General features: G+C 56.1%; 11 protein-coding genes. 10 read left to right on the top strand and 1 reads right to left on the bottom strand.

The window, feature by feature from the left end:
- Positions 1 to 107 precede the first annotated feature (107 nt).
- From hybO to hypA, 7 genes are read left to right on the top strand one after another with little or no spacing between them, the layout of a single operon-like run.
- Positions 108 to 1,241: a hydrogenase 2 small subunit gene (gene hybO / locus N7387_RS06385; protein ID WP_279797843.1), complete on the top strand. Its 1,134-nt coding sequence runs from the start codon at positions 108 to 110 to the stop codon at positions 1,239 to 1,241.
- Between the two features lie 2 nt (positions 1,242 to 1,243).
- Positions 1,244 to 2,227, top strand: a complete 984-nt coding sequence (gene hybA / locus N7387_RS06390) for a hydrogenase 2 operon protein HybA (protein ID WP_262882027.1) — start codon at positions 1,244 to 1,246, stop codon at positions 2,225 to 2,227.
- Complete coding sequence (gene hybB, locus N7387_RS06395; RefSeq protein WP_279797844.1) at positions 2,217 to 3,398, top strand: Ni/Fe-hydrogenase cytochrome b subunit; 1,182 nt, start codon at positions 2,217 to 2,219, stop codon at positions 3,396 to 3,398. The genes hybA and hybB overlap by 11 nt, the downstream gene beginning before the upstream one ends.
- Positions 3,395 to 5,098: a hydrogenase 2 large subunit gene (gene hybC, locus N7387_RS06400; protein WP_279797845.1), complete on the top strand. Its 1,704-nt coding sequence runs from the start codon at positions 3,395 to 3,397 to the stop codon at positions 5,096 to 5,098. Before hybB ends, hybC begins: the two co-directional genes overlap by 4 nt.
- Positions 5,098 to 5,592 (top strand): HyaD/HybD family hydrogenase maturation endopeptidase, encoded by a 495-nt coding sequence (locus N7387_RS06405; protein ID WP_072869376.1) that lies wholly within the window; start codon positions 5,098 to 5,100, stop codon positions 5,590 to 5,592. Before hybC ends, N7387_RS06405 begins: the two co-directional genes overlap by 1 nt.
- Positions 5,585 to 6,076, top strand: a complete 492-nt coding sequence (gene hybE / locus N7387_RS06410; protein WP_279797846.1) for a hydrogenase-2 assembly chaperone — start codon at positions 5,585 to 5,587, stop codon at positions 6,074 to 6,076. The genes N7387_RS06405 and hybE overlap by 8 nt, the downstream gene beginning before the upstream one ends.
- Positions 6,069 to 6,410, top strand: coding sequence for a hydrogenase maturation nickel metallochaperone HypA (hypA, locus tag N7387_RS06415; RefSeq protein WP_279797847.1), 342 nt, complete (start codon positions 6,069 to 6,071; stop codon positions 6,408 to 6,410). Before hybE ends, hypA begins: the two co-directional genes overlap by 8 nt.
- 3 nt (positions 6,411 to 6,413) lie before the next feature.
- On the opposite strand, the gene ampR is transcribed toward hypA, so the two are convergent.
- Positions 6,414 to 7,289, bottom strand: coding sequence for a LysR family transcriptional regulator AmpR (gene ampR, locus N7387_RS06420; RefSeq protein WP_279797848.1), 876 nt, complete (start codon positions 7,287 to 7,289; stop codon positions 6,414 to 6,416).
- A 110-nt stretch (positions 7,290 to 7,399) separates the two neighbouring features.
- Between ampR and blaDHA the strand changes: the two genes are divergently transcribed.
- The 3 genes from blaDHA (at position 7,400) to pbpC (ending at position 17,033) form a co-directional block, all read left to right on the top strand.
- Entirely contained in the window at positions 7,400 to 8,539 is a 1,140-nt protein-coding gene (gene blaDHA, locus N7387_RS06425) for a DHA family class C beta-lactamase (protein WP_279797849.1), read from the top strand.
- A 194-nt stretch (positions 8,540 to 8,733) separates the two neighbouring features.
- The gene (locus N7387_RS06430) at positions 8,734 to 14,649 is read left to right on the top strand and encodes an alpha-2-macroglobulin (protein WP_279797850.1); all 5,916 of its coding nucleotides are present in this window, start codon (positions 8,734 to 8,736) and stop codon (positions 14,647 to 14,649) included.
- A gap of 23 nt (positions 14,650 to 14,672) precedes the next feature.
- Positions 14,673 to 17,033, top strand: a complete 2,361-nt coding sequence (gene pbpC / locus N7387_RS06435) for a penicillin-binding protein 1C (protein ID WP_279797851.1) — start codon at positions 14,673 to 14,675, stop codon at positions 17,031 to 17,033.
- The last annotated feature ends 7 nt before the right edge of the window (positions 17,034 to 17,040 follow it).

Consider the following 17,040-nt stretch of genomic DNA (forward strand, 5'->3'; position numbering starts at 1 on the left):
AATATTTCTGATTTTATTTTTTTGTTTATTGATTATGTTCCGTGTCTCAGTAATTTAATAATAAGCGGATTATATTAATATTAAATTAACACAACGGAATAGAGAGAATGATCGAAGATAATACCTTTATTACTTCGGATATCACTTCTGAGGGTATTGACCGGCGACGCTTTCTGAAACTCTGTGCGGCCTTAGCGGCTACCATGGGTCTCAGTGCAAATGCATCTGCCGAAATCGCGGCGTCCGTCAGCCGTAAGGATTGTCCCCCCGTCATCTGGATATCTGCACAGGAGTGTACCGGTTGCACTGAGTCCCTGCTCCGGGCGACGCACCCGACCATCGAAAATCTCATCCTTGATATGATTTCGCTGGAGTACCACGAGGTACTCTCAGCGGCATTCGGTCATCAGGCGGAAGCCAACAAGCACAATGCGATTGAGAAATACAAAGGTAAATATGTGCTGGTGGTGGACGGCTCTGTACCGCTGAAGGATGACGGTATTTACTGCATGATTGCCGGTGAGCCGATTGCCGATCATATCCGCCGTGCGGCGGAGGGGGCTGCCGCGATTATTGCCATCGGCTCCTGTGCCGCCTGGGGCGGGGTGGCTGCCGCCGGTGATAACCCGACCGGCGCGGCATCACTGGAAGCGGTTCTGCCCGGCAAAACGGTGATTAATATTCCGGGCTGCCCGCCTAACCCGCATAACTTTCTGGCAACGGTTGCTCACATCATCACTTACGGCAAAGCCCCGGGACTGGATGATAAAAACCGGCCGCTGTTTGCTTATGGTCGTCTGATCCACGAACACTGCGAGCGCCGCGCTCACTTTGACGCCGGACGTTTTGCCAAAGCGTTCGGCGACCACGGTCACCGCGAAGGCTGGTGTCTCTATCACCTCGGCTGCAAAGGACCTGAAACGCACGGTAACTGCTCCACTCTGCAGTTCTGTGATGTCGGCGGCGTGTGGCCGGTGGCTATCGGGCATCCGTGTTACGGCTGTAATGAGGCCGGTGTCGGCTTTCATAAAGGCATTCATCAGCTTGCGGGCGTACAGAACCAGACCCCGCGTTCTGAAAAACCGGATGTGAATCTGAAAGAGGGCGGTTCGGTATCGGGCGGCGCTATCGGGCTGCTCGGCGGTGTGGTCGGGCTGGTGGCGGGTGTCAGTGTGATGGCTGTCCGTGAACTGGGTCGTCAGCAGAAGAAAAACCAGTCCGGCGATCCGCGGGGAGAGTAACTGTGAACAGGCGTGACTTTATTAAAGTGGCTTCCGGCGGGGCATTACTGTTAGGTAATACATCCGTGAGCCACGCGGCGGCGGAGAACCGCCCGCCGATCCCCGGTGCATTGGGCATGCTGTATGACTCCACCCTGTGTGTCGGTTGTCAGGCGTGTGTGACCAAATGTCAGGATATCAATTTCCCCGGCCGTAATCCGGACGGGGCGCAGACGTGGTCCAACAATGACAAGCTGTCGCCGTACACCAATAACATTATCCAGGTATGGACGAGCGGCAGCGGCGAACACAAAGATCAGGAAAAAGACGGTTATGCCTACATCAAGAAACAATGTATGCATTGTGTTGATCCGAACTGTGTCTCCGTCTGCCCGGTCGGTGCGCTCAAAAAGCATCCGGTCACCGGCATTGTGCATTACGACAAAGATATCTGCACCGGCTGCCGCTACTGCATGGTCGGCTGTCCGTATGATATACCGAAATACGATTACGATAACCCGTTCGGGGCGATCAGCAAATGCGAACTGTGCAACCAGAAAGGCGTTGAACTGCTGGATAAAGGCGGTTTGCCCGGCTGTGTGGATGTCTGCCCGACCGGCGCTATCATCTTCGGTTCCCGCGAAGATCTGATGAGTGAAGCGAAAAAACGCCTCGGGCTGACAGCCGGAGAGGAATATGCCTATCCGCGCCAGACCCTGAAAACCGGCGACAACTACAACCATCCCGTGCCTTCCTATTACCCGCATCTGTACGGCGAAAAAGAGGGCGGCGGAACGCAGGTGATGGTACTGACCGGCGTGCCGTATCAGAATCTGCAACTGCCGGAACTGGCAGAACTCTCCACCGGCGCCCGTTCTGAAAACATCCAGCATACCCTGTACAAAGGGATGATCCTGCCGCTGGCGGTACTGGCCGGGCTCACTGTGCTGGTGCGCCGCAACAGCAAAAATGACACTCACGACGGAGGTGATGATCATGAGTCATGATCCCAAACCCCTCGGCGGAAAATTATTCAGTAAGCCGATCATCATTTTCGGACCGCTTGTTATCCTCTGTGTGCTGCTTATCGTCAAACGTCTGGTCTTCGGGCTGGGGTCAGTCTCTGATCTGAACGGTGGCTATCCGTGGGGGATCTGGATTGCCTTTGATCTGCTGATCGGCACCGGTTTTGCCTGCGGCGGCTGGGCGCTGGCGTGGGCGGTGTATGTCTTCAACAAAGGGGAATATCACCCGCTGGTACGTCCGGCACTGCTGGCAAGCCTGCTGGGGTATTCGCTGGGCGGGTTATCCATCACCATTGACCTTGGTCGCTACTGGAATATGCCGAACTTCTTTATTCCGGGCATTTTCAACGTCAACTCCGTTCTGCTGGAAACCGCAGTCTGTATGACGATTTATATCGGCGTGATGGCGCTGGAACTGGCCCCGGCATTCTGTGAGCGCATGGGCTGGAAAATCTCCCTGAAGCGGCTGAACAAAATCATGTTTTTTGTGATAGCGCTCGGCGCGTTGTTACCGGCTATGCACCAGTCCTCGATGGGATCACTGATGATTGCGGCAGGCCACAAGGTCTATCCGCTGTGGCAGAGTTATGAAATGCTGCCGCTGTTCTCTCTGCTCACCGCCTTTATTATGGGATTCTCCATCGTGGTCTTTGAGGGCTCACTGGTGCAGAGCGGCCTGAAAGGCAACGGCCCCGATGAAAAACGGCTGTTCGGCAAGCTGGCACTGACCGTCAGTGTGCTGATGGCGTTGTTTCTGATCCTGCGCTTCGGGGAACTGATTTACCGCGGCAAGCTCGGGCTGGCTTTTGCCGGAGATTACTACGCCGTCCTGTTCTGGTGTGAAATCCTGCTGATGGTGTTTGCACTGGCAGTCTTCAGTATCCCGGCGTTCCGCCGCGATTCCCGTCTGCTCTATACCGGTGCGGTGAGTATGCTGCTCGGCTGTGCGGCCTGGCGTCTCGCCTATTCATTGCTGGCGTTTGATCCCGGCAATGGCTATCACTACTTTCCGTCAGCAGAAGAACTGTTAATTTCCATTGGTTTCGTGGCTGTTGAGATCTGCGCTTACCTTTTCCTGATCCGCCTGTTACCGATACTCCCTGCAGTAAAAAAACCAGCTGCTCCCCCTTATCATGAGGCAAGCAAGTCATGAGCCAGAGAATTACGATTGATCCGGTTACCCGTATCGAAGGACATTTACGCATCGACTGTGAAATTGATGATGGTGTGGTCACCAAAGCCTGGGCGTCAGGCACCATGTGGCGCGGAATGGAAAAAATTGTCAAAGGTAAGGACCCGCGCGATGCGTGGATGATCCTCCAGCGTATCTGCGGTGTGTGTACCACCACACATGCCCTGGCCTCGGTGCGTGCGGTGGAAAACGCCCTGAATCTGGATGTGCCGGTGAATGCGCAGTATATCCGCAATATTATTCTGGCGGCGCACACCACCCATGACCATATCGTCCACTTTTATCAGCTTTCCGCGCTGGACTGGGTGGATATCACTTCCGCACTGAAAGCGGATCCGGCAAAAGCCTCTGCCATGCTGAACGGCGTGTCTGACTGGCCGCTCAACAGCACGCAGGAATTCATCAGAGGGCAGGATAAAATCAAGGCACTGGTGGAGAGCGGGCAGCTGGGGATTTTTGCTAACGGCTATTGGGGACATCCGGCAATGCAGTTGCCGCCGGAAGTGAACCTGATTGCGGTCGCGCACTATTTACAGGCGCTGGAATGCCAGCGCGATGCTAACCGCATTGTGGCGCTGCTGGGCGGCAAAACGCCGCATATCCAAAACCTGGCGGTCGGCGGGGTGGCAAACCCGATTAATCTCGACGGTATCGGTGTGCTGAACCTGGAACGCCTGATGTATATCAAATCATTTATCGACAAGCTGAATGATTTCGTTGAGCAGGTTTATAAAATTGATACTGCGGTTATTGCTGCATTTTACCCGCAGTGGTTTGAAACCGGGCAGGGCGCGGTGAACTACCTGAGCACGCCGGAATTCCCGACCGACGGCAAAAACGGCAGTTTTCTGTTCCCGGGCGGCTACATTGAAAACGCTGATTTAGCGACCTTCCGCCCGATCGATTCCCAGACGGATGCTTTCCTGCTGGAAGGCATTCAGGAAAGCTCGCCGCACTCCTGGTATCAGGATGAAGCGCCGCAAAAACCGTGGGAAGGCACAACTGAGCCGAAATACACCGGCTGGGATCCGGACGGTAAATACTCGTGGGTGAAATCGCCGACCCTGTACGGCAAAACCGTGGAAGTCGGGCCGCTGGCGAATATGTTCTGCAAACTGGCGGCGAAACACCCCGGTACAGAAGAAAAACTGAATGAAATTATCACGGTTTATCAGACCCTGACCGGCAATCCGTTAGAGGTGAAACAGCTGCACTCGACACTCGGGCGGATTATCGGCCGTACGGTGCACTGTTGTGAATTACAGGCGGTGTTGCAGAATCAGTATGCCGCGCTGATCGCCAATATCGGTACCGGGGATCACATCACGTATGTGAAACCGGAATTCCCTGCCACCGGTGTGATAAAAGGCGTGGGTTTCCTGGAAGCACCGCGCGGCATGTTATCGCACTGGGTGGTGATCAAAGACGGTGTGATCGAAAACTATCAGGCGGTGGTGCCGTCCACCTGGAACTGCGGGCCGCGCAATCACGATAATGTGGCGGGGCCGTATGAACAATCGCTGGTCGGGCTGAAAATTGCCGATCCGGAAAAACCGCTGGAAGTGGTGCGCACTATCCACTCATTCGACCCGTGCATGGCATGTGCGGTTCACATTGTTGATGTTGATGGCCGTGAAACGGTATCAGTGAAGGTGCTGTGATGCGGATTCTGGTATTAGGTGTCGGTAATATTCTGCTGACCGATGAAGCCATCGGTGTGCATATCGCGGAAGCGCTGGCGGAACGTTATATCCTGCCGGATTATGTGGACGTGATGGACGGCGGCACGGCGGGGATGGAATTGCTTGACAGCATGGCCGGGCGGGATCATCTGATTATCACCGATGCCATTGTGACGGCGAAAAGTGCCCCGGGCACCATCCGCATTCTGCGGGATGAGGAAGTACCGGCGCTGTTTACCAACAAAATCTCCCCGCACCAGCTGGGGCTATCCGATGTTTTGTCCGCACTGCGTTTTACCGGGGAGTTTCCGGCTAAACTGACGCTGGTGGGCGTGGTTCCGGCCTCGCTGGAGCCGGATATTGGTCTGACCCCGCAATTGCAGGCCGCTGTTGAACCGGCACTGCAACAGGTGCTGGCGGTACTGCGGGAATCGGGTGTTGAGGCGGTGAAGAAGGAGACGGCAGATGTCTGAGGATATTCAGGGCTTTATACACAGCCCGGCAACGCAGATCCGCGAAGCTTTTGAAAAGATAACGGCAGAGACTATGCACGATCTCACCTTCCTGCACCCGTCAATGCCGGTTTATGTCACGGAACTGACGCTGTTTGAAGGGCAGTGGACGGGGTGTGTGATCACGCCGTGGATGTTCAGTGCCGTGATTTTTCCGGGGCCGGATCAACTCTGGCCGCCGCGCAAAGTCAGTGAAAAAATCGGCCTGCGGCTGCCGTACGGCACCATAACATTCACGGTCGGTGAGCTGGAAGGGGTATCTCAGTATCTGGCGTGTTCGCTGCTGTCGCCGCTGCCGCATACTCTGTCCCCGCAGGAGGGAATGAGGCTGGCAGATGACAGTGCGCGTATGCTGCTCTCACTGCCGGTCACCGATCCGGATGCTCCGGTGATGGCCGGACGCAGAGCGCTGTTTACCGGTAAACCGGTGCCCCGGCATGCATGAGTTATCCCTGTGCATGAGCGCGGCGGACATTATCCGCGAGCAGGCTGAACAGCACGGTATTGCGCGGGTAACGGATGTCTGGCTGGAAGTCGGCGCACTGGCGGATGTGGAAGAGAGTGCGCTGCACTTCTGTTTTGATATCGCCTGCCGTGATACCGTGGCGCAGGGCTGCACACTGCATGTTGATGTTATCCCGGCACAGGCGTGGTGCTGGGATTGCAGCCGTGAGGCCGAAATTATGCAGCACGCCGGATGCTGCCCGCACTGCGGCAGTGAACGGCTGCGCATCAGTGACGGTGATGATTTGCGGGTAAAAAGCCTGGAAGGTGAGTGAGTGTCATTTTCCTGCCGTATTCAGCAGCCAGCGGGAAAAATGCTGCATGGCCGGGGTTTCCGGACGGGACTGTAACCGGGTCAGCCAGTAGCCGCCGAGGGTGATCTCAGCGGCAAACGGCTGTACCAGTGCGCCCGACTGCAACAGGCGGCTGAACATACTTACCGGCGCAATCGCTACCCCGGCACTCAGTTGCGCCGCTTCCGCCATGGCCAGTGAGGTATCAAACACCATGACCGGCTGTGACGGGGAAGGCGGTGTGCCGCCCGCACAATCCAGCCAGCGGCTCCACTCATCCCGGCGGAACGAACGCAGCAGCGTGAAGCGGTGAACATCATCCGGCTGCTGTAACTGCTCTGCAATCGCTGGTGAGCACAGCGGGGCGTGCGGTGCGCTGAAAATCAGTTCCGCGTCTGATTCATGCCATGCGCCGTTACCGAAACGGATCGTATAATCATGCCCTTCCGCCGCCGGATCCACGTGGTTATTGTGGGTGGAGATATGCAGATCAATATGCGGATGGCTGTCATAAAATCCGCTCAGACGCGGCAGCAGCCAGCCTGCGGCAAATGTCCCGACCACCCCCACTTTCACCCGCTCACGGAACTGCCCGTGAGAAAAACACTCCAGCGTGTCCGCAATCCGGTCAAACGCCTCGTTAAGCACCGGCAGTAATCCCTCGCCCTCATGGGTCAGCACCAGCCCGCGCGAAACGCGGGTAAACAGCGCACAGCTGAGCTGCTCTTCCAACACTCTGACCTGCTGGCTGACGGCGGCATGGGTGACATTCAGCTCAATCGCCGCACGGGTAAAGCTGAGATGACGGGCGGCAGCCTCAAAGGCACGCAGCGGGTTAAGGGGGAGATAACGTCTGACCATAATCCACCTGTAAGTTTTTCTTTAGGCTCTTGTTATAATTAACCGTTTGTTCTGTCCGGCGAATCTGACGATACTTGCCGCCGTTACTCACACACGGAAGGTTAATTCTGATGAAAAAATCATTATCTGCAACACTGATTTCTGCCCTGGTGGCGTTTTCCGCCCCGGGGTTTTCCGCCGCTGACAATGTCGCAGCGGTGGTGGACAGCACCATTAAACCGCTGATGGCACAGCAGGATATTCCCGGAATGGCGGTTGCTGTTTCCGTAAAGGGCAAGCCTTATTATTTCAATTACGGTTTTGCCGATGTTGAGGCAAAACAGCCGGTCACTGAAAATACACTATTTGAGCTCGGATCTGTAAGTAAAACTTTCACAGGTGTGCTGGGTGCGGTTTCCGTGGCGAAAAAAGAGATGTCCCTGAATGACCCGGCGGCAAAATACCGGCCTGAACTGACACAACCGCAGTGGAAGGGGATCACATTGCTCGATCTGGCTACTTATACCGCAGGCGGGCTGCCGTTACAGGTGCCGGATGCGGTGAAAAGCCGTGCGGATCTGCTGCATTTCTACCAGCAGTGGCAGCCGTCATGGCAGCCGGGCGATATGCGTCTGTATGCAAACAGCAGTATCGGCCTGTTTGGTGCTCTGACCGCCAACGCCGCAGGGATGCCGTATGAGCAGTTGCTGACCACGCGTATCCTGTCTCCGCTGGGGTTATCACACACCTTTATTACCGTGCCGGAAAGCGCGCAAAGCCAGTATGCGTACGGCTATAAAAACAAAAAACCGGTTCGCGTGTCGCCGGGACAACTTGATGCGGAATCTTACGGAGTGAAATCCGCCTCAAAAGATATGCTGCGCTGGGCGGAAATGAATATGGAGCCGTCACGGGCCGGTAATGCCGATCTGGAAATGGCAATGTATCTTGCACAGACCCGCTACTATAAAACCGCCGCGATTAACCAGGGGCTGGGTTGGGAAATGTATGATTGGCCGCAGCAGAAGGACATGATCGTGAACGGCGTGACCAATGAAGTCGCATTGCAGCCGCATCCGGTAACCGACAATCAGGTGCAGCCGTACAACCGCGCTTCCTGGGTGCATAAAACGGGGGCAACAACCGGTTTCGGCGCCTATGTGGCCTTTATTCCGGAAAAACAGGTGGCGATTGTGATCCTGGCGAATAAAAACTACCCGAATACTGAAAGAGTCAAAGCCGCACAGGCTATTTTGAGTGCGCTGGAATAATGTTTTTCCTGAACCGGCCCCGGCGGACACGGCGGGGCCGTAATTTAAGATTATTCCTTATGCAATAATTTGCTTTATGGGCTGTTTTATGGAGGATGAGAGTATCGGGCACTGACAGCTTCCGGCTGAACCGGATTTCACTGTGTGCTGCGGCAAACTGATGTCAGTCTCAACACACAGAGGAAAATGTTGTCATGGACGTTCTGCGTTTTATCCTCCGCTTACCTTTTATTCTGCTGCGTCTGGCAGCACGCGGTCTTGTTTATCTTTTTACGCTGCTGGGTTTTCTGCTGCGCCCGTTCACCGGACGGATCCGCTGGGCGGTACCGGGCTGGGTGACCTTTGCCGGTAATCAGCTTGTCCGGCTGGAGCGGGGGGTAAACCGCTATCCGAAAACTATTTTTGTCTTATTGCTGCTGACCGCTGCGGTGGCAGCGGGCAGTTATTACACGTGGCACTGGTATCAGAACAAACCCAAGCCGGTGGATGTTGCGCCGCTGGTGGTGCAGGATATTTCCGCGTCTGTGCAGCGCCCTTCGGCAGTGAATTATCACCGTGATGATAATTCAGCGCAGATTGTGGTGGTGACATTCTCCGGCTCTGCCGCCCCGGTGACGCTGATCGGCAAATCGGTCACTGCCGGTATTAGCCTGACCCCCGCAATGGAAGGTGAGTGGCAGTGGCGTAATGACCGCAAGCTGGTATTCACGGCGAAAAAAACCTTCCCGATGGGGAAAACCTACACCGTCGATATGGATGTCAAAACACTGCTGGCTCCGCAGGTGGCGTTAGCGGAGAAACAAAAGACCTTTACCACACCTGAGTTTTATTATCGCGGCGGCCGGGCGGAGTTCTATCAGGATCCGCAGGATCCGATGAAGAAACACGCCATCATCGGCCTGACCTTCAATGCTCCCGCTGATGTCAAAAATCTGGAATCGCGTCTGTCCATGACCCGTGACGGCAAGCCGGTGCCGTATACCGTCACTTATGATGATAAAAAACTCAAAGCCTGGATCCACTCCGGGCAGCTGGCACTCAATGATACGGACAGCGAAGTGCTGCTGACAGTCAGAGCCGGTGTCGGTGCAGCCGTTCCGGCCAATACCACGGACAAAGATGAAACCTTCCGTGTGATCGTGCCGAACCGCTACAGCCTGGATGTGACGGGTATCGACAGTCAGCTGGTGGAATCAGATGACGGAAAAGATCGCCGCGCCCTGATTGTGTCATTCTCCGACCCGGTGAATGAAAAACAGATCACAAAAGCGGTTCGTGCCCGTCTGCTGCCGGAAAAACATCCCGATTATCATTCTGAGGGTATTTACGACGACTGGAAACCGGATGATATCAGCGAAAAAGTCATTGCTTTATCAGAGCCGGTGGCGCTGACCACGGATGACAGCGAGCAGGAAAATCAGGCGGCATTCAGCTTCAGTTACAATGCCCCGGCCAACCGCTGGCTGCTGGTGGAAATCACCGGCGGTATGAGTTCAGCGGGCGGTTATTACCTGAAAACATCACGTTATCTGCCGGTACGCATCCCGGATTACCCGAAAACACTGCGCTTTATGTCAGACGGGGCACTGCTGTCGATGAAAGGTGAAAAACAGATCACCGTCGCGGCACGTAACTTCCCGGGCCTGCAACTGGATGTGAAACGGGTGATCCCAGGCCAGTTACAGCACATCGTCTCCTTTAAAGATAAAAACTTTACCTCAACGGATTTTAACCGTCTGAGTGATGAATACTTTACGGAGCACTTTACTTATCAGACGGCGCTGTCAGCCGCCAGGCCCGGCGATATTCAGTATAAAGGTATCGACCTGAGCAAATACCTTTCCGCCGACCCGTCCGCAAAACGCGGCATATTCCTGCTGAGCCTGCGGGCGTGGGATCCGGCTAAACCGGCGGAAGCCACGGAAGCGGAAAGTTATGACGAAGGGGATGAGGATTACGAAGAGGACGCGGTGCTCGACTCGCGCTTTGTGGTGGTCACTGATATGGGGATCATCGCGAAATCCTCCCTTGACGGCTCGCGGGATGTGTTCGTGCAGTCCGTGTATACCGGCGAGCCGGTCAGCGGCGCGAAAGTCTCGGTGGTAGCCAAAAACGGCACCACACTGCTGAGCCGGGTGACAGGCAGTGACGGCCACGCCGCATTCCCGCCGCTGCATGATTTCCGTAATGAGCAGATGGCGGTAATGTTCCTGGCGGAAAAAGAGGGGGATGTCTCCTTCCTGCCGGTCAATGCCTGGTATGACCGCCAGCCGGACTTCTCGCGCTTTGATATTTACGGCGACGAAACCCCGGAAGATCCGCGCACTCTCAGCAGCTATCTCTTCTCTGATCGCGGTATTTACCGGCCGGGAGAAACCTTTCATGCCGGGCTTATCACCCGCACCTATGACTGGAAAACTCCGCTGACCGGCATCCCGCTGCGGGCGGAGATCCGCGACCCGCGTGACACGCTGATGCATTCACAGCAGATTATTCTTGATGCCACCGGTTTCAGCGAACTGAGCTACACCACATCGGAAAACTCCCCGACCGGCGACTGGAATATCTATCTCTACCTGGAAGGTAAAGATGAGAACGATCTGCGCCTGCTCGGTACCACCACCGTGGTGGTGAAAGAGTTTGAGCCGGACAGCATGAAAGTGGCACTGAAACTGACGCCGGATCGTCAGCAGGGCTGGGTGAAACCGGATGAATTACAGGCAGCGGTTGATGTGCAGAACCTGTTCGGCACCCCGGCGCAGAACCGCCGTATCGCGACAAAAATGACCATGCGGCCGGTTTATCCGTCATTCACGCAGTATCCGGATTACCGTTTCTATGAAAACAGCCGCAGTACGGATAACTTTGAAACGCAGCTTGAAGAGCGCACCACCGATGAAAACGGTGCCGCACCGCTGGCATTAGGATTGGAAAACTACGCGGAAGCGACCTATCAGTTACAGCTGTTCACCGAAGCGTTTGAGCCGGGCAGCGGTCGTTCGGTCACGGCAGCGGCGCGGGTACTGGTCTCCCCGCATGACTCGCTGGTGGGTATCAAAGCGGACGGCGACACGGATTACATCAGTAAGGATGCAGTGCGGATGCTGAATCTGATTGCGGTGGATCCGTCACTGACCCGTATTGAAAAGAGCAACCTGAAGCTGGTGCTTCTGGAGCAGAAATACATTTCCGTGCTGATGCGTCAGCCGTCCGGGGTCTTCAAATATCAGTCCAGACTGAAAGAAACCCGGATTGATGAGCAGCCGCTGACCATCAGCAGCACCGGCACTGATCTCACACTGAACACCTCGAAACCCGGTCATTTTATCCTGCAGGTGGAAGATGCGGACAGTAATGTGCTGAACCGAACCGATTACACCGTTGCCGGTAACGCGAATATCACCCGCTCACTGGATCGCAATGCGGAACTGCAGCTGACGCTGAATAAAGAGGAATACAAACCGGGCGAAGAGATTGAAATTGCTGTCAGTGCGCCGTACACCGGCAGCGGTATTATCACCATTGAGCGCGACAAAGTGTATCAATGGGTATGGTTCCGCGCAGATACCACCAACTCGGTGCAGAAAATCCGTGTACCGGCAGAGCTGACCGGCAACGGCTATGTTAACGTGCAGTTTGTCCGCGATATCAACTCCGATGAAATCTTTATGAGCCCGCTGAGTTTCGGTGTGCAGCCGTTCCGTGTCAGCCATGAGGCGTTTAACGCGGGGATTTCGCTGACATCACCGGATGTCATGAAACCGGGTGAAAACCTGGCGGTTCATGTGAAAACCACCTCGCCGCAGAATGTGGTGGTCTTTGCCATCGATGAAGGCATATTGCAGGTGGCGCGTTACCGCCTGAAAGATCCGCTCGACTATTTCTTCCGCAAACGGGCGCTGGAAGTGAAAAGCACTCAGATCCTTGACCTGATCCTGCCGGAGTTCAGCAAAATGATGGCGCTGACCGCCGCACCGGGCGGGGATGCCGGAGATGGCATCGATCTGCATCTTAATCCGTTCAAACGCAAGCGGGATGAACCGGTGGCATACTGGTCGGGGATCACCGCAGTTGATGGCGACGCGGTCTTTAATTATCAGGTGCCGGATTATTTCAACGGTAAGATCCGCGTGATGGCGGTATCGGTTTCACCTGACCGCATCGGCCACACACAGAGCAGCACCACGGTACGGGATGACTTTGTGCTGACGCCGAATATTCCGGCCATGGTCTCCCCGGGCGATGAGTTTGATGTCTCCCTCGGTATCGCCAATAACCTGACCGGTCTGAACGGTGAAGCGGTGCCGCTGGATGTCACCGTCAGCGCCGATCCGGCACTGGAAATCACCGGCAGCAACCGTGCGCAGATCACCCTCGGTGAGAAGAAAGAGACGGTACTGTCGTTCCGCCTGAAAGCCAATGCGCTGCCGGGCACGGCGGATATCACTTTCCGTGTCACTTCCGGGGATAAATCGGCGGTCCGCACGCAGAACCTGTCAGTCCGTCCGGCCTCGGCTTACCGCACCCGCTCGTCTCTCGGACGGATGGACGGTAAACAGCAGCGGGTGACGGCGCTGCGGCAGATGTTTGATAACTATGCCAAACGGGATGCGCGGGTATCATACTCGCCGATGGTGATGAGCGAGGCGCTGTCGCAGTATCTGGACAACTATCCGTATAACTGTTCGGAGCAGATCACCAGCCGCGCCATTCCGCTGCTGTTCAGTCAGCGTAATCCGGAAATCAGCACACTGCAGTCACAGACAGCGATCCGCAAACAGCTGCAACAGACCATGACCACACTGCTGACGCGGCAGAACGGCCAGGGCGGTATCGGCGAATGGCAGGCGATGCCGGAAACCGATCCGTTTGTCACGCTGTATGTGGTGCAGTTCCTGCTGGAAGCACAGGACGCCGGTTATCCGGTGCAGGAATCGCTGCTCGGCTCCGCCAATATTTATCTGAAGAAAGTGGCGGCGAACCCGATGCTGAATACGCAGGATGATATGCGGATGCGTGCTTTTGCTGTCTATCTGCTGACCCGTCAGGGCGAAGTGACCACCGGACTGCTGGCTGAGGTGCAGACACAGATGCAGAGCCGTTATCCGGATTCGTGGCAGGCTGATCCGGGTGCGCTGTATCTTGCGGCATCCTACAAAATGCTGAAGATGGATAAACAGGCGGATATGATGCTGACACCGACGTGGAAAGCCCTGAACACGGCTTACAACAAAGCATGGTGGACACGGAGCTACCTCGATCCGCTGGTGCAGGACAGCACACGGCTCTATCTGATTGTCCGTCACTTCCCGGAAAAAGTGTCTGCTATCCCGCCGCAACTGCTGGAAAACATGGTGCTGCGCTTTAAAGAGGAGCGTTACACCACCTCTTCAGCCGCCATGAGTATTCTGGCAATGGAATACTACAGCCGTCATATGCAGCAGAGCGGTGCACAAGCCGGTGAACTCACCATCAGTGTCCTGAAAGGCAAAGACGCGCCTGACGTGATTTCGGTGATGAAAAATGCCTCCGCGACCGGAAAATTCGGTGACGGTATCAGTGAAATCCGCTTTGATAATCCGTCGGATAACCCGGCCTGGTATGTGGTGACAGAATCCGGTTTTGACCGCACACCGTCGCAGGCGGCAGTAGAGAAAGGGCTGGAAATCAGCCGTGATTACCTGAATGAAAAAGGTGAGGTGATAACCAGCGCGGTACAGGGCGAAAAAGTGTATGTCCGTTTGCATATCCGCGCCAATGCCAAACAGGGGCTGAATAATATTGTGGTGGCGGATCTGCTGCCGGGCGGGTTTGAGGTGGTGCGTCAGGATCCGGAAGCGGCGGACAGCCTGCAACTGTCACAGCTCCCGTTCAGCACCGGCCGCCGCTGGGTGCCGGACTTCACTGATGCCCGCGAGGACAGAGTGCTTATCTACGGCAGTGCTGCGGCGGATAGTCAGGAGTTTATCTATCAGATAAAACCGGTGAATACAGGGCGCTTTACCATTCCTCCGGCCTTTGGCGAAGCCATGTATGACCGGGAGATTCAGGCGCAGTCTGCGGCAGCCGGGGTCTTTACGGTTCTGCCGCCAGCCGGTGATAAACCCTGAATGCACGGGCGGTATCAGTCAGAATGAGCGGCATCCGGCGTATTTTACAGAACCTGGCGGCAGTGGTTATCCTGCTGGCGCTGTTTCTGACCGGATTCCGCCTCTGGCCGCACCCACCGCTCTCGGAGGGGCTGCCGTTGTCGGTGGCTTATTATGACCGCAACGGCACACTGCTGCGCCTGACACTGGCAAACGATGACCGCTACCGGCTGTGGACCCCGCTGGAAGAGATGTCACCCCTGCTGACACAGGGGACGCTGCGCTATGAGGATCGCTGGTTTTATCTCCATCCCGGGTTTAATCCGTACAGCCTCACGCGCGGTTTTTTTGTCAGTTACATCAGCGGGGAGCGGCTTCAGGGCGGTTCAACCATCACCATGCAGCTGGCGCGGATGCGCTGGCACCTCAACACCCGTACCCTGTGGGGAAAAACCGAACAGATCCTGCGGGCGGTGCAGCTGGAACTGAGCTATTCCAAGCACGACATTCTGGAAGCCTATCTTAACTATGCCCCCTATGGCCGGAATATTGAAAGCGCCGGGGCGGCCTCACTGGTCTATTTCAATAAAAAACCGGCGGATTTAACACTGCCGGAAGCTCTGACGCTGGCGGTACTGCCGCAGTCGCCGGGGTATCGTGTCACACCCGGTACGGCAGATATCAGTCAGCCGCTGATGCAGGCACGTAACCGGCTCTGGCAGCGCTGGCGGGAAGAACATCCGGATGATGAAAACATGGCGGCACTGTTTGAACTGCCGCTGATGCTGCGCCAGCCGGAGCAGATGCCTTATATCGCCCCGCATCTGATTGAGCAGATAGCGCGGCAGAACCGGTTCAGTGCTGAAAAACCACAGACAGTGGTCACCACGCTGGATGTGAATCTTCAGCGCATTGCCGAAAAACAGGTGGCTGCTTTTATCGCCCGCCGTCAGCAGGCGGGATTACACAATGCGGCGGTGCTCCTTGTTGATACCCGTGATATGGGTGTGCGGGCGCTGGTGGGCTCGGCGGATTATTACAACACGGCGATCCACGGTCAGGTGAACGGCACCAATGCCAAACGCTCCCCCGGCTCGGCGCTGAAACCCTTTATTTACGCCCTCGGGTTGGAGCAGGGCGTGCTGCACCCGCTGACCATTCTTAAAGATGTGCCGTCCACTTTCGGCAGCTACGCACCGGAGAACTTCGATCTGCGCTTTATGGGGCCGCTGCCGGCGACACAGGCACTGAATTACAGCCGTAATATTCCGGCGGTGGATATCGCGGCAAAACTCAGCAAACCGAATATCTATCAGTTTCTCCGTCTGGCCGGGCTCTCCGGGATGGCGGGGGAAAAACACTACGGGTTGTCGCTGGTCCTGGGCGGCGGTGAAGTGACCGCGCAGGAACTGGCAAAACTCTATGCGATCCTCGCCAACCGGGGCGTTCTGCGTCCGCTGCGGATGACTGAATCAGAACAGCCTGCTGCACCGGTCCGCCTGCTGAGTGAGGAAGCGGCGTTTATCACGCTGGATATGCTGGGGCAGCACCGCCGTCCCGGTAACAGCCTCGCGCAAAAACCGATGACACTGCCGGTGTACTGGAAAACCGGCACATCCTGGGGATTCCGTGATGCCTGGAGCAGCGGCATCACCGGCCCGTATGTGCTGGTGGTCTGGCTCGGGAACTTTGACGGCACCGGAAACAGTGCGCTGATTGGCGCAGAAGCCGCCGCACCGCTGTTTTTCAATATTATCGACAACATTATGGCGGAGTACCCGGCGCTGCGGGAGCCGGACTTTCCGCAACCGGAAAACCTCCGTCAGGTGGAGGTTTGTCTGGCCAGCGGCAACCTGCCGACGCCGTGGTGTCAGCGGCGGGGCAAAACCTGGTTTATCCCCGGTAAATCACCGATTGCGGTTGATACCATCTACCGCCCGGTGGCAACGGATAAAATCACCGGTGAGGTGGTCTGTCCGCCTTATGATCCCGCGCAGGTCAACATTGATATCTATGAATACTGGCCGTCTGATCTGGCCCGGGTGTTTGCCATGGCCGGTCTGCCGAAGAAAACCCCGCCGTCTGCCGCACACTGCAAAGGCGGCAACAGCCTGATCGGCGGCACTCCGCCGCGTATCACCTCACCGCTGCGCAACACCACCTACACACTGCGGCGGACAGCAAACCAGCCATCCTCTCTGTTTTTTACCGCCACTGCGGATAATGACAGCAGTGTGATTTACTGGTTTGCCGGGGATGCGTACCTCGGTAACAGCACCAGCCGCCGCCCGCTGGAATGGAAACCGGAAGCCGCCGGACGCTACCGTATCCGCGCCGTGGATGATCACGGCCGTGCAGATTCACGGATGATTCAGGTGGATATTCTGGGGGTGAGGGACAGGTGAGTTGTAA

Source organism: Morganella sp. GD04133, assembly GCF_029835375.1.
Classification (GTDB): domain Bacteria; phylum Pseudomonadota; class Gammaproteobacteria; order Enterobacterales; family Enterobacteriaceae; genus Morganella; species Morganella morganii_B.

Coding starts and splice junctions, on each gene's coding strand:
- hybO (WP_279797843.1), top strand. CDS start 108: ATGATCGAAGATAATACCTTTATTACTTCGGATATCACTTCTGAGGGT.
- ampR (WP_279797848.1), bottom strand. CDS start 7,289: ATGGTCAGACGTTATCTCCCCCTTAACCCGCTGCGTGCCTTTGAGGCT.
- hybB (WP_279797844.1), top strand. CDS start 2,217: ATGAGTCATGATCCCAAACCCCTCGGCGGAAAATTATTCAGTAAGCCG.
- hybE (WP_279797846.1), top strand. CDS start 5,585: ATGTCTGAGGATATTCAGGGCTTTATACACAGCCCGGCAACGCAGATC.
- N7387_RS06430 (WP_279797850.1), top strand. CDS start 8,734: ATGGACGTTCTGCGTTTTATCCTCCGCTTACCTTTTATTCTGCTGCGT.
- pbpC (WP_279797851.1), top strand. CDS start 14,673: ATGAGCGGCATCCGGCGTATTTTACAGAACCTGGCGGCAGTGGTTATC.
- blaDHA (WP_279797849.1), top strand. CDS start 7,400: ATGAAAAAATCATTATCTGCAACACTGATTTCTGCCCTGGTGGCGTTT.
- hybC (WP_279797845.1), top strand. CDS start 3,395: ATGAGCCAGAGAATTACGATTGATCCGGTTACCCGTATCGAAGGACAT.
- hypA (WP_279797847.1), top strand. CDS start 6,069: ATGCATGAGTTATCCCTGTGCATGAGCGCGGCGGACATTATCCGCGAG.
- N7387_RS06405 (WP_072869376.1), top strand. CDS start 5,098: ATGCGGATTCTGGTATTAGGTGTCGGTAATATTCTGCTGACCGATGAA.